Here is a 15,610-nt window from a genome sequence, read left to right as displayed (position 1 = left end):
GTTTTCATCCCTTATGGTTTGGATGAAATCACTTTACAGTCCGCATCTGATTTTGATAATTACGCTAAAAATAGATGCACTTTTCGGAAAAGATGAACAATGGGTAAACTCGAAGACATGGCCTTACTGGTGGCAGTTGCCGAGGCCGGGAGTCTTTCCGCCGCCGGACGTCGCCTGTCGCTTTCTCCTGCCACGATGACCGCCAGGCTGAAGGCGATTGAAGAGCGTTACCAGACGCGCCTGTTTCATCGCTCAACGCGATCCCTCACCCTGACCCGCGCAGGCGAAGAGTTTTATCACGCCGCGCTGCGCGTGCTGGAAGAGGTGCATCACGCCGAGTCGCTGCTGACGCAAAAAGAGGGCGTGCTCAGCGGCAATATTCGCCTTTCCGCGCCCTCGGACTTTGGCAGACAGTATCTCAGCCCCGCCGTCATTGAATTTTCGCGTCACCATCCTGCCGTCAAATTTTACATCTCGCTAAAAGAACACGTTGAGGATCTGGTCGCTAACCGGCTGGATATGAGCGTGCGCTTCGGCAATTTGCCGGACAGCAGCCTTGTCGTCAGAAACATCCGCCCGAACCGTCGGGTGCTGGTTGCCTCCGGGGCGTATCTTAACGACCACGGTATCCCCGCCAGGTTTGCCGATCTAGCCCGGCACCGGTGCCTGGCGCTGGAGTCTCAGGGCGTGGTGATGAACGAATGGCGCTTTGAACATGAGGGAGAGGAAAGCGTTGTTCGCGTCGAGCCCGCCATGGTGTGCGACGACGGGGCATTGCTTCGTCAGTGGGCCCTGGGCGGAGCGGGCATCGCCGGGAAATCGTGGTGGGACGTCAAAGACGACGTTGACGCCGGAAGACTCACGGTGCTGTTTGCCGACAGCTTCACCGGCTTTAGCCGCTACGATCGCAAAGATGTCGGGCTGCAGCTTGTTTACCCGCAGCGCAAGCTTCAGCCGCTTCAGGTTACGGCGTTCAGCCAGTTTTTTCTCGACTGGCTTAAAAAACATTAACGTAAAAAACAGTGATACACTTACTCCACCTGGCCGATTGTCCCGTCTTCACGACGTAAGACAGCACAACAGTAACCAAAGTACAAAATGGTCACTCGTTGCCAACCCTGGCCCGTCACGCTAAGCTTACATAATGACTAAAACTATGAACGCCCCATCAATACGTGGTCCACTTGACCATTCTGTCAGAGAGCAAATCGTCGAAGCGGCCTTTGAGCACTTCGGCCACTACGGCTATGAAAAAACCACCGTCGCCGAGCTGGCGAAATCTATCGGTTTTTCAAAATCCTACATTTATAAGTTCTTCGATTCCAAGCAGGCTATCGGCGAAGTGATCTGCGCTAACCGCCTGGAGCTGATCATGGCGGCCGTGCTTTCCGCCATTGAGGATGCGCCGTCAGCCAGCGAAAAACTCCGCCGTCTTTTTAAGTCGCTCACCGAGGCCGGCAGCGAGCTGTTTTTCCACGATCGCAAGCTCTACGACATCGCCGCCGTCGCGTCACGGGAGAAGTGGCCTTCGACGGAAAGGTATACCGAAAGCCTCCTGAAGCTGATTGAGACCATCATTATCGAAGGCAGACAGGCTGGAGAGTTCGAAAGGAAGACGCCGCTGGACGAGGTCACCTGTGCCGTTTACATGGTGATGTGCCCTTACATTAACCCCGTTCAGCTGCAGTACAACCTTGAAACTGCCCCAACGGCAGCGGTACTTCTCTCCTCACTGATTTTAAGAAGCCTGGCTCCCTGATTAGTGACCATTGACTTTATTGGTCACTAATCACAGAATGCGGAAACTGTCCTGTTACTTCAAAAGGGTTTCCCATGCTCAGGCTCACTTCAGCCCGCCTTGCCATATGTCTTCTGCCGTTTGCCCTCGCGGCATGCGGCGATATTTCCGCGAGTGACGATCCGCGCACCAGGCCACCGCTTGTCAGATCCGCCTCCGTCGAGAGGGCGAATCCAGCCGCTCGCACCTTTACGGGCGTGGTGGTGGCAAGAACGCAAAGCGACCTGGGCTTCAGGGTTCAGGGTAAAATCCTCGAACGCCTGGTGGATACCGGGCAGACCGTCAAACAGGGCCAGCCCTTGCTGCGTCTGGATCCGGTTGACCTGAAATTACAGGCTCAGGCGCAGCAGCGCGCGGTGGATGCTGCCCAGGCGCGGGCGAGAAAAGCCACCAGCGATGAGGCGCGTTATCGCGGTCTGGTGGCGTCCGGCGCGGTGTCCGCCGCGGAGTACGATCAGGTTAAAGCGGCGGCCGATACGGCCAGGGCGGATCTCAGCGCCGCCCGGGCGCAGGCCAACGTGGCGCAAAACGCCACGGGCTATGCCGTCCTGCTGGCGGATTCAGACGGCGTGGTGATGGAGACGCTTGCCGAACCCGGTCAGGTGGTCAGCGCCGGACAGGTGGCGATCCGCCTTGCCAGAGCGGGACAGCGCGAAGCGCTCGTGCAGCTTCCGGAGACGCTGCGCCCTGCCGTCGGCAGCGAAGCACGGGCCACGCTTTATGGCCGTGAACAACAACCGGTCACCGCCACGTTGCGCCTGCTGTCTGACTCCGCGGATGCCACAACCCGTACGTATGAAGCACGCTACGTGCTGGCTGGCCAGCTGGCGAACGCGCCGCTGGGGGCGACCGTCACGCTCAGCCTTGAAGACCCGAAAGCGGAAGGTCAGGCCATGCAGGTCCCGCTGGCCTCACTCTACGATGCGGGTAAAGGGCCCGGCGTCTGGCGCATTTCCGCCCAGCCGGCAAAGGTCACATGGACACCGGTTAAGGTGCTGAGCGTGGGCGAAGACGCGGTCCAGATCGCGGGCGGCGTGAAGCCCGGGGAGAAGATCGTTGCGTTAGGGGCCCATCTTCTGCACGAAGGTGAAGTTGTCAGGCTGGCAGAACAGCGCCATGCCGCTCCGGCGGAGAACGCGCCATGAGCGGAAGTCGCTTCAACCTGTCAGCGCTGGCCGTCCGCGAGCGTTCCGTCACGCTGTTTCTGATCGTTCTGGTGACGATTGCCGGTATTTACGCCTTTTTTGGACTGGGACGCGCGGAAGATCCGCCCTTCACCGTGAAGCAGATGACGGCGATTGCCGTCTGGCCGGGTGCGACCGCGCAGGAGATCCAGGATCAGGTCGCGGAGCCGCTGGAAAAGCGCCTGCAGGAACTCAAATGGTATGACCGTACCGAAACCTATACTCGTCCCGGCATGGCGTATATCACCTTGTCACTGCAGGACAAAACCCCGCCTTCTGAAGTGCAGGAGGAGTTCTATCAGGCGCGTAAGAAGCTTGGTGATGAATCCCTGCGTCTTCCGGCGGGCGTCATTGGCCCGATGATCAATGATGAATTCTCGGATGTCACCTTTGCCCTCTTTGCTCTGAAAGCAAAAGGCGAACCGCAGCGGCAGCTGGTACGCGATGCCGAAGGCCTGCGCCAGCAGCTTCTGCACGTTCCAGGGGTCAAAAAAGTGAACATTATCGGTGAACAGGCCGAGCGGATTTATATCGCCTTCTCCCATGACCGTCTGGCGACGATGGGCCTCTCACCGCAGGATATTTTCAATGCTCTTAACGGCCAGAATGCCCTGGCCGCGGCGGGTGCCATTGAGACCCGGGGCGCGCAGATTTTTATCCGCCTGGACGGCGCGTTCGATGAACTGCAGAAAATCCGCGATACGCCTTTAGTCGTCCAGGGCAAAACGCTCACGCTGTCGGATGTGGCAACGGTTGAACGAGGCTATGAAGATCCCCCGACGATGCTGATACGCAATCAACATGAACCCGCCCTGCTGCTGGGCGTTGTCATGCGTGAGGGCTGGAACGGCCTGGCGCTGGGTAAAGCGCTGGATGCGGAAACGGCGAAAATCAACGATAGCCTGCCGCTTGGCATGACCCTGACCAAAGTCACCGACCAGTCCGTGAATATCCGCTCCTCGGTCGATGAGTTTATGATCAAATTCTTCGTCGCCCTGCTTGTGGTCATGGTGGTCTGTTTTGTCAGCATGGGCTGGCGCGTGGGGGTGGTGGTTGCGGCGGCGGTGCCGCTGACCCTGGCGGTCGTCTTCGTGGTGATGGAGGCCGCGGGAATAAACTTTGACCGCGTCACGCTGGGCTCCCTGATCCTCGCCCTCGGCCTGCTGGTTGACGATGCCATCATCGCCATCGAAATGATGGTGGTGAAGATGGAGGAAGGTTACGACAGAATCAAAGCCTCGGCCTACGCCTGGAGCCACACGGCCGCGCCGATGCTGGCCGGTACCCTGGTGACGGCGATTGGCTTTATGCCGAATGGGTTTGCCCAGTCGACCGCCGGGGAATACACCAGCAATATGTTCTGGATTGTCGGCCTCGCCCTGATTGCCTCATGGTTTGTTGCGGTGGTGTTCACGCCGTATCTGGGGGTGAAGATCCTGCCCGCGATCCCCAAAGTGGAAGGCGGCCATGCCGCCATTTATAACACGCCTCGCTATAACCGCTTTCGCCAGCTGCTTGGCCGCGTTATCGCCAGAAAATGGCGCGTGGCCGGGTCCGTGGTCGCCATTTTCATTCTGGCCGTGCTCGGTATGGGGCTGGTAAAAAAACAGTTCTTCCCGACCTCCGATCGCCCGGAAGTGCTGGTTGAAGTGCAGATGCCCTATGGCACCTCGATTGCACAAACCAGCGCCGCTACCGCAAAAATAGAAGCGTGGCTGGGCAAGCAGCCGGAAGCCAAAATCGTCACGGCCTATATTGGTCAGGGCTCGCCCCGTTTCTATCTGGCAATGGCCCCCGAGCTGCCCGATCCCTCTTTTGCGAAAATCGTGATCCTGACGGACAGCGAGACGTCACGCGAGGCGCTCAAGTTCAGGCTCAGGGAGGCCGTCGCCAGCGGCCTTGCGCCCGAAGCCCGCGTGCGGGTGACGCAGCTGGTGTTTGGCCCCTACTCGCCTTTCCCGGTTGCCTGGCGCGTGTCGGGGCCGGATGTCAAACAGGTGCAGGACATCGCCGAACGGGTGAAAGCCGTGCTTCAGGCAAGCCCGATGATGCGAACCGTTAACACCGACTGGGGCTCGCGCGTTCCGGTGCTCCATTTCACTCTCGATCAGAACCGCCTGCAGGCGACCGGCTTAACCTCCAGCGCCGTTGCCGGGCAGCTTCAGTTCCTGTTATCAGGCGTGCCTGTCACCTCCGTGCGGGAGGATATTCGATCGGTAGACGTCGTTGCCCGCGCGGCGGGAGATATCCGCCTTGACCCGGCAAAAATCGAAGGCTTTACCCTGGTCGGCAATGCGGGACAGCGCGTGCCGCTGTCTCAAATTGGCAAGATAGAGGTCGGCATGGAAGACCCGATCCTGCGCCGTCGCGATCGCACCCCCACGATTACCGTACGGGGCGATATCGCCGACAATCTTCAGCCGCCGGACGTGTCGGTCGACATCATGAAAGAGCTCCAGCCGATCGTTGATTCGCTGCCGGCCGGCTACCGCATTGACATGGCGGGGTCGATTGAGGAGTCGGGCAAAGCCACGCAGGCCATGTTACCGCTGTTCCCGATCATGATTGCCCTGACGCTGCTGATCATCATTTTGCAGGTGCGCTCACTCTCCGCGATGGTCATGGTGTTCTTAACCGCGCCGCTGGGGCTGATTGGCGTCGTGCCGACCCTGCTGATATTTAATCAGCCGTTTGGCATCAACGCGCTGGTCGGCCTGATCGCCCTCTCCGGCATTCTGATGCGCAATACGCTGATCCTGATCGGTCAAATCGATCATAACCAGAAGGACGGCCTCGATCCGTTCCAGGCGGTGGTCGAGGCGACGGTCCAGCGAGCGCGGCCGGTCTTACTCACCGCCATGGCGGCCGTGCTGGCGTTCATTCCCCTGACGCATTCGGTGTTCTGGGGCACGCTGGCCTGGACGCTGATCGGCGGAACGCTGGGCGGGACGATCATTACGCTCGTCTTCCTGCCCGCGATGTATGCGATCTGGTTCCGGATCCGCCCGGTTGAACAACGCGTGCAGCCTGCCACGGAAAACGTGTAAACTACCATCAGTAGATAACTGACCTGAGGCAAGCATGGTTGTTAAGCGCTTAAGAAAAGAGGACCGCCGCGTGCAGCTGCTGGAGGTTGCGCGAGGGATCGTGCGTCAGCAAGGCACGGAGGCGTTGACCCTTGGCTATCTGGCAGAACGGGCTAACGTGACCAAGCCCATCCCCTACGACCACTTTGGCGATCGTGAAGGGCTATTGATGGCGCTGTACCAGGACTATAGCGATCGGCAGCTGGCAAAATTCCGCGAGACGCTGGCGGTGGACAGCAAAACGCTGGAGAAGACGATCCGTTTTTTCAGCGCGGCCTATATCGACTGTGCGATTGCCGCCGGGCCTGAAACCGGGCCAATCGCCGCGGCGCTGTCCGGTTCTCGCGCGCTTCAGACGTTTCGGGAAGCGTGCGTGGCCGAATGTGCCGACTGCCTGCGCACCGCGCTTTCTCCTTTTATCGTCTTAAAAGGCGTTCAGGGAGAAGCGGTACTGACGGCCATCATTGGCGCGGCGGAGGCGCTCAGCACCGCGGCGGGCAACGGCGTGCTCGCCCGGAATGTGGCAGAAGATATGCTCTGCGGCGCCATGACCGGGGTGCTGGAGACCTACGCGAATAGCACAAAATGATCGCCGGGGGCGGATTGACACCTAAGTTACCAATAGTAATATAGGCATCACTTCTCCCCCATCTGGAGGTCGCTATGTCTGCAACACATGCCATTAAAAACGCGCTGATCGTGACGGCACACCCGATCGACAATTCGTTATCCCATACGCTGGCAGCTCGTATTGCCGGGAAATTAAGCGAGGAAGGTACGCAGGTTGAGATCGCCGATCTGCATGCTGAAGGGTTTAATCCGTCGATGACCCGCGCCGATCTCGATTTGTATCACGGCGATCCGAGCGCCCTCCCCGACGATATTCTGCGCGAGCAGCAGCGCGTCGAGCGTGCGGATATGCTGGTGTTTGTCTTCCCGGTGTACTGGTGGTCGGTTCCCGCGCTGTTGAAAGGCTGGTTCGACCGCGTATTGACCCTGAACTGGGCGTATAAGGTGGCTGACGACGGCCGGATTGTGGGCAACTTACGGGATGTTCCCGTTCGCCTGATTGCCACTGGTGGTAGCGATCTCAACGGATTTGATAAACACGGCTATTCGACGGCGATTCAGACGCAGATAATCGAAGGGGTATTTGGCTTCTGCGGGTTGAAGAACGTTAAGCTCGATATCCTTTACCAGGCAGACACGGCGACGCCTGAGCAGGTAGAAGAATTCCTGAGCGAGATCGGGAACCTTCAATAAAATCGGCTCGCGTAAGTTGAATCGGCGAGATCTTATCTCTTTACCCGGCTCGCCTTTCCGCGCGCCGGGCACATAAGGGAATAATTACAGGGTAAAACCACCGTCCCCCACCTGTGCCTGAGCGTACCATTGCATCAGCTTCTCGGTGCCAGGCTCGTTTTCTGCCGGTGACCATGGGGCGGTATCATGCTCGGGCACGGGCTGATACCCCCCGTGTTTAACCTCAAAAATGACGCCGCCTTTATCCAGCGACAGCACGGCATGCCAGGTTCCGGCATCCATCTCCAGGACTTTACACTCTTCGCCTAACACCACGCGCCGGGTCACGTTGCCGCTGTCGTCAAAATTCAGCACCAGAAAGCGACCGCTCAGCGCCGTCAGCAGTTCAAACGTGTGCGGATGGCGGTGGGGGCGGACATAGGTACCGGGTTCCATTGCAATGGCCAGGCGCTGCACCGGGTCGCTCAGGTCAGGGTGTAAATTACGGTGCGCGCGTAAGCGAGGAGAATGTGCGGCCTGCTCGCTTTGCTGCTGCAGGTCACTGAAAGTAATCTGTTTCATATACACCTTTAGGTATGTGGGCTGTCTGCGGCAACCCGGTTGCCGCAGGACGTTATACCATCCTGAACGGTCGAGGAGCGATGGGATTTGTGAAACAAATCGCTGCCGGGCGAGTGGTCAATCCCCCGACAGGAAGCTCATCAGTAGAACTGACATGAAAACCGCCATTCTCCTTCTGATGACCGGTGAAAGTAACCGATACCGTTATCCGCCCACATCCAGTTTACTTTTTCTTCTGACCCAACCTGAAAAACAAACTCTTCGATTCCCACACCGTGTTGTATCTCAGTCGGAAATCCCCCTACCTTGGTTCCCCTGTAGCGATTGAAATCTTCAAAAAAACTCTCACTGGCCTGCTCATCATCATTTACGCAAGAGAGATCAATAATATCCCAGGCATCTTCCCATCCAGGAGCATCGTCAACGACACTCAGCCATTGAACTGGAAACGGCCGATACGGCGTGTCCAATTCAGGCAATGGCTGAAGCCCATCAAGGCTGGCATACTCGCGAATTAACCATCCTTCACCGTGCGGTTTGTCAAAGGGATGTTGTTCCACATTGTGAAACAACACCAGAAGGGCTATGCCCTTCAACTGGTCAGGAATAACAGGAAGCTCGTCGACCCTGATCTGAAGAAGTGGAAACATGGGTTTGCCCTTCCAGGTGGGTAATCCTTCATCTGCGCGAGAAACGCCCTTCAGAAACCATGACGTAATGGGATCTTCAGGCGGCCGGAACCCACCGACCTGCGCGACCGATGCGGGTCTTAGCCTGGTCCGGAGTTCTTCTAAAACTGACGCACTCTCTAATCTCATGTTTGCTCGCCTCTGTAGACGCTTGTCGGACAGATATTCTGCAGTTCATTGTAAGTTAATCATCACATCTGGAGAATCTCATTGAATAATAAAACCTATGTTGAGTAAAACTCACATTGATTCCCACTATTTCTCGTTTTTCAAACGTAATCTCATTGAAATACCATCCCTTCATTCCCGGTCTCTTCCTGACCTGGAACAGAGAGCGAAACTCAAATAATAAATACACCTGCATGCATATGGAGTACGTATGACACTCGATGTTTTATTTCATCTAATGAAAATGATCTCACCTGAAAAAAACATCGCGGGTGAAAATATACATGCGTTAATAACGTTACTTTCGTCAGAAAACGATAGCGCTGAGGTGCTTTCGCCCTTTATTCATCGACTGCATCTGCTCTCGTTTGCCCAAAGCAATCCGGGTAACGCCGAAGAGTTGCTCTCTGCGCATTTACCCAAAGACGACGGGATCCTTCCGGTTCTGGACTTCGCGGACTGGCCCCGGGTGCGTTACGCCGCTTCAGGCGAAGTTCAGACGCCTGAATCTGAGGAGTACTTCCGTGAAATGACATCGGCTACCAATCTGTTACGTTCTGCGCTGATCGAAGCTGAACGCGCAAAGGGAACCCCTGCGCTATATATACTGGATAAATTACTCAACCTGAACAGCGCCCTGCCGGAAAGATATAAAAATATGGCAAATATTCCCTACGCATAAATACGTTCACTGTGCGGAATATTTCCCTGTTAATATTCCGCTATTTATTAAATCCGCTTTTCATTGAAATCAAGACAGACAATATCCAAAGAGGGCACAACTGGCGCATTAAGGTTAAGCCAGGCCAGCAACCGTTCAATACTCTGTCCTCTGAGCGAATTTTTGGGCCAGACAAGGTAGTAACCGTCCCCTGTTGCTATCGCCTCCCTGAAGGGCAGCGCGAGAAGGCCGCTTTTCAGCGCGTCGAGCGTGAGCCGGAGATCCGCCATCGCTACGCCGTGTCCGTGCATGGCCGCAAGGCTGCCCTGCTCCAGGGTGTCGAACACGATCCCGCCGCCCATGTCGAGGCCGGGGAATAAGCCCGTCCTTTTCAGCCAGCGCTTCCAGTCCCGTCTGTCCGGTGACGGATGAATAAGATCGCACTCTGGAAGCTGCTGCCGGGCAGGCTCCAGCAAAGACGGCGTACAAACCGGAATAAGCCATTCGCTGAACAGCAGCCGGCTCTCCGTTGACTCGCCAAAATAGCCGTTCCCGAGGAGGATCGCACAATCGTAGGGCTCGCGGCTGAAGTCAACGGTGTCGAAGTCCATCCAGACGCTGGCGATTTCGATTTTCGGCTTCGCGTGGTTCTCGCGAAAGGATTTAAGCACATTGAGGAGCCATCGCATCGTCAGTGTGCTGGGGGCTTTGAGGCGCAGAAGGTGGTTTTCACTTTTGAATGCGCGACAGGCCCACTCAATATTCGAGAAACTTTCGCTAAGCTGCCCGGCCAGAATGCGCCCGGCGTCGCTGACCTCCACTCTCGGACCTTGCCGCTTAAACAGCTCGCAGTCAAACCACATCTCAAGCGTCCGGACATGCCTGCTGACCGCCCCCGGCGTGATGTTCAGGACTTCAGCCGCTTTGCTAAAGGAGTTCAGCCGTGCGGCAGCTTCGAACGCGCGCAGCGCATACAGTGGCGGTAAAGACATATGTTCCCTTTTTGTCAGGTGTAATCATGCAGTTTTGTATTATCGGCACTCGGTGACGTTTCATCCCATTCTTCAGCCGGAAACGTCAGCAGCAGCACCCTGAGCAGGGACTCAAGCTGCGCGCGTTGCGCCTCAGAGAGGTTTCTCAGCAGCGCATTTTGCGTTTCCGTGTGCACGAGCAGCGCCTGTTCGATACGCTCCTGCCCGTGCGGCGTCAGGCTGACGAGCGAGCTGCGCTTGTCGTCGGGATCGGCAATCCGCCTGATAAGGCCTTGCTGTTCGAGATGGTTGAGCCGGTTCGTCATCGCCCCTGAGGTGATCAACAGGGATGTATACAGCTGCGTGGGCGAAAGGCAGTACGGCTCCCCGGCGCGGCGCAGCGTGGCGAGGACGTCAAACTCGCCCTCGCGAAAGCCAAACGGCGCCATAGCCAGCGCGCGTTCTTTTCCCAGGTGCTTCATCAGCCTGAGCATTCGGCCAAAAATTTTCATCGACGAGGCGTCCAGCTCGGGCATGGCGCGGCTCCACTGGCCGACAACGAAGTCTACATGGTCTTTCATCTTCACCCCGTATGGCGTGGGAATTTATCGAGTTGTGCGGTACATCTTACACTAAAACAGATTTTATCTTAACGTTAAGATAAATGCTCGCGGCAATTTGCCCGGGCCATTCACACCCGAAAAGGATGCCATGTTGAAACGCACGTCACCGTTACTCTTCGCCGTTATCGCTTTTATCGTCGGGCTGAACCTGCGCCCCATTCTGGCCTCGGTTGGCCCCCTGTTCTCCGTGCTGCAGCGCGAAGCGGGGCTGACCGCGACGCAATTCAGCCTGCTGACCACCCTGCCGGTGGCGATGATGGGACTGGCTGCCCTGTGTGGTCCCTGGCTTTTAGCCAGGATCGGTGCCGTCAGGGGAATTATGCTCGGGCTGTTCATCCTGCTGGTAGCCTGTTCATTACGCGGTTTTAGCACCTCGCTGACGGGCTTGATGGGCACCGCGTTACTGGGCGGGGCCAGCATCGGCACGATCCAGGCGTTAATGCCTGCCCTGATAAAAAAGGCGTATACGCAAACGGCCAGCACGATCATGTCGCTATTCAGCACGGGCATTATGGCCGGTGCGGCAGTCGCCGCCGCCAGCGCCGAGCCGCTGTTTTCATGGCTCACGCTGAAGCCCGCGCTGGCTATGGCAGGCGTGCTCGCGCTGCTGGCGCTGATGCTGTGGTTACCCCTGGTTAAGCAGCCTCAAGGGGAACAAACAGCACATGAATCCGTTACGCTCTCTTCCTCCCGGACTGGACTCCTTCTGCTCTTTTTCGGCGTGGGGACGGGTGCCTACACGCTGGTCTTAGCCTGGCTGCCCCCGCTCTATATTCAGGCAGGATGGTCCGCACGCAGCAGCGGCTATATGCTGGCCTGGCTGACCTTAACCGAGGTGGCCGCCGGGTTTGCCGTCTCCGCGCTGATCGGTAAATTCCCCGACCGCCGTGTTCCGCTGATAACTGTACTGTTACTGCTGCTCGCGGGTTTACTGTGTCTGGTCTTCTCTCCAGGTACGACGCCGGTCTTATCAACCTTGCTGCTTGGCATCGGTATCGGCGCCCTCTTCCCGCTGTCGCTTATCGTCACGTTCGATCATGCGCGAACGCCCGCGCAGGCCGGGAAGTTACTGTCTAAAGTTCAGGGAGGAGGATATATGATCGCCGCGCTCATGCCGCTAGTTGCCGGGATCGTTCGCGACAGTTCGGTCTCGCTGACCAGCGCATGGCTGGTGATGAGTGCGGGAGTCGTGCTGTTGATCGCTATCGCGTTCACTTTCAAACCCACCGTGAACGTGCAGGCGCGGTGAATGCGATACCAGAATTGAGAGTCGTATTTAAGACGGCTCTACGCTAAATTCCATCATTTCAGGCTATTAAGGAGTGGATATGTCGCAGACGTTACCGGGAATTGATGTCATGTTCGTCGCCGGGTTCGGGCCCATTTCACGGGATACAGCGTCCAGCACCGCGTTTTATATCCAGACTCTCGGACTGCCGCTGAAGCCCATGGAGGGCAATGCCGAGTATCTTCTCACCGAAGAGAAACACTTACCGGGCGTGAAGCATTTTGCCGTCTGGCCGCTGTCACAGGCTGCAACGTCCTGTTTTGGTGAAGCGCAGTGGCCCGTGGAGCATCCGATACCGCAGGGATGGATTGAATACGAGGTGCAGGATCTCGATTCCGCTACCCGTGTTCTGAGTGAAAAAGGCTATCGGTTGTTGGTCGCCAACCGCACGGAACCGTGGGGACAAATCGTTACTCGCCTGCTCAGCCCGGAAGGTTTGCTGACCGGACTAACGATTACGCCGTGGCTGCGTGGATAGAGGATGTTATAAGGTGCTGGCTTATATCACGATAGGGACAAATGACTTTCAGCGCGCCGTGAACTTTTATGACGCTATTTTTAACGTGCTGGGCTATTCACGTCTGCCCGCCTGGACTGATAGCTGGGCAATGTGGGGAAACGAAAATCATCCGGATGACGAATTTAGCTTCTGCATTTGTCCTCCTTTTGACCAGCAACCCGCGACGGCGGGAAACGGGACAATGTTCGCATTCAGAGCCGATAGCGCGGAAATTGTCAGACGCTTCCATGCAGTGGGCCTCCGTGCGGGAGGAAAGGATGAAGGCGTGCCCGGTACACGAACCGCCTACGGCCCCGATTTTTATGTTGCCTATCTGCGCGATCCTGACGGGCATAAACTGGCATGCGTTTGCCAGCATTATTCTCCTGATGCAGATACGCTCTCAGGAGAGGAAGAGTCACTTCACTAATAAAGTTTTACGGTATGGTCCGCTTTTAGCGAAGAGCGGACCTAAAGAACTTGTGTCAAACATCTGATGATTGATCCCCCACCAGGTTTCAAAAGGACCGGTAGACACCCAGTCCTGTGGAGAGATCACTTCAGCTCCAGCATGCTTATCACATGGGCAATATCCGCGATATCGCCAGCTGACAACGGTTGCAGAGGTCGAGGCAGGCAATCCATGTCGGTAAGCCCAAGCACGCCAGCAGCAGCGGCAATAACGCGAATACTTCCGCCATGTTTCCGGAAGAGCGACCACAACGGCTCAAGGCGGGTTGTCAGGGCTGTAACGCGTTGATGGTCGTTTGCCGCCGCAGCTTCGGTGATTTGTTTCGCCATCTCAGGGAACAGACCGCCACACACGGAATACCACACTTCACAACCGGCGTTTAATCCCAGCCCCGCATAAGCGTCGCCACTAATACCGATTGTTACGCCAGGGCGCAAATGTTGACGTAACGCATTCACCCTTTCAATCGTTGCAGCGGGGCTATCCGGGACGCCAGGGATCTTGACCGAGCGAACCCCCTCAAGTGAGGAGAGACGACCGTGAAGTTCATCCGTAAAGGTAAAATGCGTAGTGCCCGGATTATCATAGATACACACCGGTACAGACACGTGCCGGGTAACGGTCTCAAAGAGTGAAAAGACTTCTTCGTCACGGAGTGGCTGGTAGCTGACCGCCGGGAGTAACAGCGCATTCGCACCAGCTGCCTGTGCATCCTCTGCCAGATGCAGAATGGCATCGGTACTGACCGCTCCCACACACACCATAACGGGGATGTTCCCTGCATGCTGTTTAGCCAGCGTTGCTACGCGCTTGCGCTGCTCCCGGGTCAGATAGGCGTAGCTTCCGGTTGACCCCAGGATGCCCATAGAATCAACCCGAGCGTCTGTAAGACGGGAAAGAATATGGCTAAAACCCTTTTCATCCACGCCGCGGGCAGTGACTGGGGTTAATGGAAACGCCGACAAACCGGTAAACATAACTCTTTCTCCTGAAGGGTATTACAGCTGTTGTTCTTCGATGAGAGCAACTTCAAACCACAGACCGGGCATCATTTTTTCCAGGCCGTCGGTCAGCATCTTCCCGGCTTCGTGAAGTCTATCCAGCGGCATCTGCGGGAGACTCTCCAGAATGAACCACATTTGCTGAGCCTCCACGCCTAAGCGGGTTCTGATCCCCTGTCGCCAGTTCCAGCGACGGCAGGTCACGCCGATATCATCACACCAGATAACCTCGCCTTGTGAAGGATACTCAACGGTGGCCTCTCCCTCTTTGACGGTATCAAAAGGCTCTGTTCCTTTTGCCACAGTCAGACGCGGCGCCCCCTGATAGGCAGAGAGATTCTCTCCACCAACCGGAACGGCATAGCGGAGACTAACGGCATTATAAAGATCAACGATAGGATCGAGCGCTGGCATCGTTCCGTCACGTAACACGCGCTTGCGTAACGCATCTGCTGAGCAAGGGGTGCGTTTAGGTTTAGCACCAAACTTTTGAAAAACGTCGGTCCATGCCGCCAGATGAGAGTCCGCCCAATCTGGTTCACCGGCCAGAACGGCTTCACAGGCTTCACGCAGCGCCGTTTTCCCAATGTCGGGATTAAGCACTGGCGCAGCTTTTACGCAAATGCTCAGTGCACGAAAACCGGGAGCAATACGATAAATTTCAGGGGTAATTGACGGAGATACTGTTAGCACGTGATAATCCTGTAATGACCATTTTATCCCATGATAATGACCAATGACCAAAAAAGTCAATTTAATGACCGATGCAAACGCTATCGTCAACACTGTGAATGAAGCCGTATCTCAGCGAATTAAACTCTATCGTAAGCATAAGAAGATATCCCTCGATGAGCTCTCCCGTCGGGCAGGCGTCAGCAAGGGAGCGCTGGTTGAGATAGAGGGATGCCGGGCGAATCCCAGCATTGCCCTGTTATGCCGCCTGGCTGCCGCAATGGGGGTTTCGGTGGCTGATTTTGTGGATGTCAGTTCAAAACCGACCGTGCATCTCATTGCTGAAGATGAGATCCCAGAATTGTGGGAAGGTGAAAAAGGCGGGAGAGCAAGATTGCTCGCAGGGTCAGGTGGCCCTGATATGACCGAGCTCTGGATGTGGGAAATGCAGCCGGGGGAAAAGTTTGCGTCCCCCGGCCACACGGAAGGTACGCTTGAACTGTTTTATGTGCAGTCGGGCACGCTCACACTCGGCGTACAGGAACACGTGTATCGGGTACATACTGGCTGTTCGGCAACCGCCAGAACGGACGTTCCTCATTTCTATGAAAACCAGGGGGAGAACCCGCTGGTATTTATCATGACAGTACATGAAAAAGCATCCTGAGCATTCC

The 15,610-nt window shown here is 56.5% G+C and carries 17 protein-coding genes; 11 read left to right on the top strand and 6 right to left on the bottom strand.

The window, feature by feature from the left end:
• The first annotated feature begins 99 nt into the window (after positions 1–99).
• The 6 genes from L362_RS16100 to L362_RS16125 all read left to right on the top strand — a co-directional run bounded on the left by L362_RS16100 (position 100) and on the right by L362_RS16125 (position 7,331).
• On the top strand, positions 100–1,011 hold the full coding sequence (locus L362_RS16100) for a LysR family transcriptional regulator (RefSeq protein ID WP_023344075.1): 912 nt from the start codon (positions 100–102) through the stop codon (positions 1,009–1,011).
• A gap of 133 nt (positions 1,012–1,144) precedes the next feature.
• Positions 1,145–1,759, top strand: a complete 615-nt coding sequence (locus L362_RS16105) for a TetR/AcrR family transcriptional regulator (protein WP_032622997.1) — start codon at positions 1,145–1,147, stop codon at positions 1,757–1,759.
• Positions 1,760–1,833: 74 nt separating this feature from the next.
• Positions 1,834–2,943 carry an efflux RND transporter periplasmic adaptor subunit gene (locus L362_RS16110; protein WP_023344074.1) on the top strand — a complete coding sequence of 370 codons (1,110 nt, stop codon included), beginning with the start codon at positions 1,834–1,836 and terminating at the stop codon, positions 2,941–2,943.
• Entirely contained in the window at positions 2,940–6,029 is a 3,090-nt protein-coding gene (locus tag L362_RS16115; RefSeq protein ID WP_023344073.1) for an efflux RND transporter permease subunit, read from the top strand. Before L362_RS16110 ends, L362_RS16115 begins: the two co-directional genes overlap by 4 nt.
• Before the next feature lie 34 nt (positions 6,030–6,063).
• Positions 6,064–6,657, top strand: a complete 594-nt coding sequence (locus L362_RS16120; RefSeq protein ID WP_008502347.1) for a TetR/AcrR family transcriptional regulator — start codon at positions 6,064–6,066, stop codon at positions 6,655–6,657.
• A 74-nt stretch (positions 6,658–6,731) separates the two neighbouring features.
• Positions 6,732–7,331: an NAD(P)H-dependent oxidoreductase gene (locus L362_RS16125; protein WP_023344072.1), complete on the top strand. Its 600-nt coding sequence runs from the start codon at positions 6,732–6,734 to the stop codon at positions 7,329–7,331.
• An 84-nt stretch (positions 7,332–7,415) separates the two neighbouring features.
• Here L362_RS16125 and L362_RS16130 read toward each other — a convergent pair whose 3' ends face one another.
• The gene (locus L362_RS16130; RefSeq protein WP_008502351.1) at positions 7,416–7,892 is read right to left on the bottom strand and encodes a WbuC family cupin fold metalloprotein; all 477 of its coding nucleotides are present in this window, start codon (positions 7,890–7,892) and stop codon (positions 7,416–7,418) included.
• A gap of 140 nt (positions 7,893–8,032) precedes the next feature.
• Positions 8,033–8,710 (bottom strand): DUF1963 domain-containing protein, encoded by a 678-nt coding sequence (locus L362_RS16135; RefSeq protein ID WP_023344071.1) that lies wholly within the window; start codon positions 8,708–8,710, stop codon positions 8,033–8,035.
• Positions 8,711–8,960: 250 nt separating this feature from the next.
• On the opposite strand from L362_RS16135, the gene L362_RS16140 reads away from it, so the two are divergent.
• Positions 8,961–9,431 (top strand): hypothetical protein, encoded by a 471-nt coding sequence (locus tag L362_RS16140; protein ID WP_023344070.1) that lies wholly within the window; start codon positions 8,961–8,963, stop codon positions 9,429–9,431.
• Positions 9,432–9,478: 47 nt separating this feature from the next.
• Here the strand turns inward: L362_RS16140 and L362_RS16145 are convergent, their stop codons facing one another.
• Both L362_RS16145 and L362_RS16150 read right to left on the bottom strand, forming a co-directional pair.
• Entirely contained in the window at positions 9,479–10,402 is a 924-nt protein-coding gene (locus tag L362_RS16145; protein ID WP_023344069.1) for a LysR substrate-binding domain-containing protein, read from the bottom strand.
• Positions 10,403–10,416: 14 nt separating this feature from the next.
• Positions 10,417–10,962 carry a MarR family winged helix-turn-helix transcriptional regulator gene (locus tag L362_RS16150; RefSeq protein ID WP_032637719.1) on the bottom strand — a complete coding sequence of 182 codons (546 nt, stop codon included), beginning with the start codon at positions 10,960–10,962 and terminating at the stop codon, positions 10,417–10,419.
• Positions 10,963–11,092: 130 nt separating this feature from the next.
• Between L362_RS16150 and L362_RS16155 the strand changes: the two genes are divergently transcribed.
• The 3 genes from L362_RS16155 to L362_RS23750 all read left to right on the top strand — a co-directional run bounded on the left by L362_RS16155 (position 11,093) and on the right by L362_RS23750 (position 13,221).
• Entirely contained in the window at positions 11,093–12,253 is a 1,161-nt protein-coding gene (locus L362_RS16155) for an MFS transporter (RefSeq protein ID WP_023344067.1), read from the top strand.
• Between the two features lie 79 nt (positions 12,254–12,332).
• Entirely contained in the window at positions 12,333–12,770 is a 438-nt protein-coding gene (locus L362_RS16160; protein WP_023344066.1) for a VOC family protein, read from the top strand.
• A gap of 13 nt (positions 12,771–12,783) precedes the next feature.
• Entirely contained in the window at positions 12,784–13,221 is a 438-nt protein-coding gene (locus L362_RS23750) for a VOC family protein (RefSeq protein ID WP_023344065.1), read from the top strand.
• Between the two features lie 125 nt (positions 13,222–13,346).
• Here L362_RS23750 and L362_RS16165 read toward each other — a convergent pair whose 3' ends face one another.
• Together L362_RS16165 and L362_RS16170 are read right to left on the bottom strand one after the other, a co-directional pair.
• Positions 13,347–14,240 (bottom strand): dihydrodipicolinate synthase family protein, encoded by an 894-nt coding sequence (locus L362_RS16165; protein WP_023344064.1) that lies wholly within the window; start codon positions 14,238–14,240, stop codon positions 13,347–13,349.
• Positions 14,241–14,261: 21 nt separating this feature from the next.
• Positions 14,262–14,957, bottom strand: coding sequence for a B3/B4 domain-containing protein (locus tag L362_RS16170; protein ID WP_023344063.1), 696 nt, complete (start codon positions 14,955–14,957; stop codon positions 14,262–14,264).
• Between the two features lie 43 nt (positions 14,958–15,000).
• Between L362_RS16170 and L362_RS16175 the strand changes: the two genes are divergently transcribed.
• Entirely contained in the window at positions 15,001–15,603 is a 603-nt protein-coding gene (locus L362_RS16175; protein WP_023344062.1) for a helix-turn-helix domain-containing protein, read from the top strand.
• Positions 15,604–15,610 lie beyond the last annotated feature (7 nt).

Origin of the sequence: Enterobacter sp. MGH 16 (assembly GCF_000493175.1) — a bacterium.
Lineage (GTDB): Bacteria > Pseudomonadota > Gammaproteobacteria > Enterobacterales > Enterobacteriaceae > Enterobacter > Enterobacter roggenkampii.
Note: the sequence above shows the minus strand (reverse complement) of the source record. Positions and strands in the feature narration are given on the sequence as shown.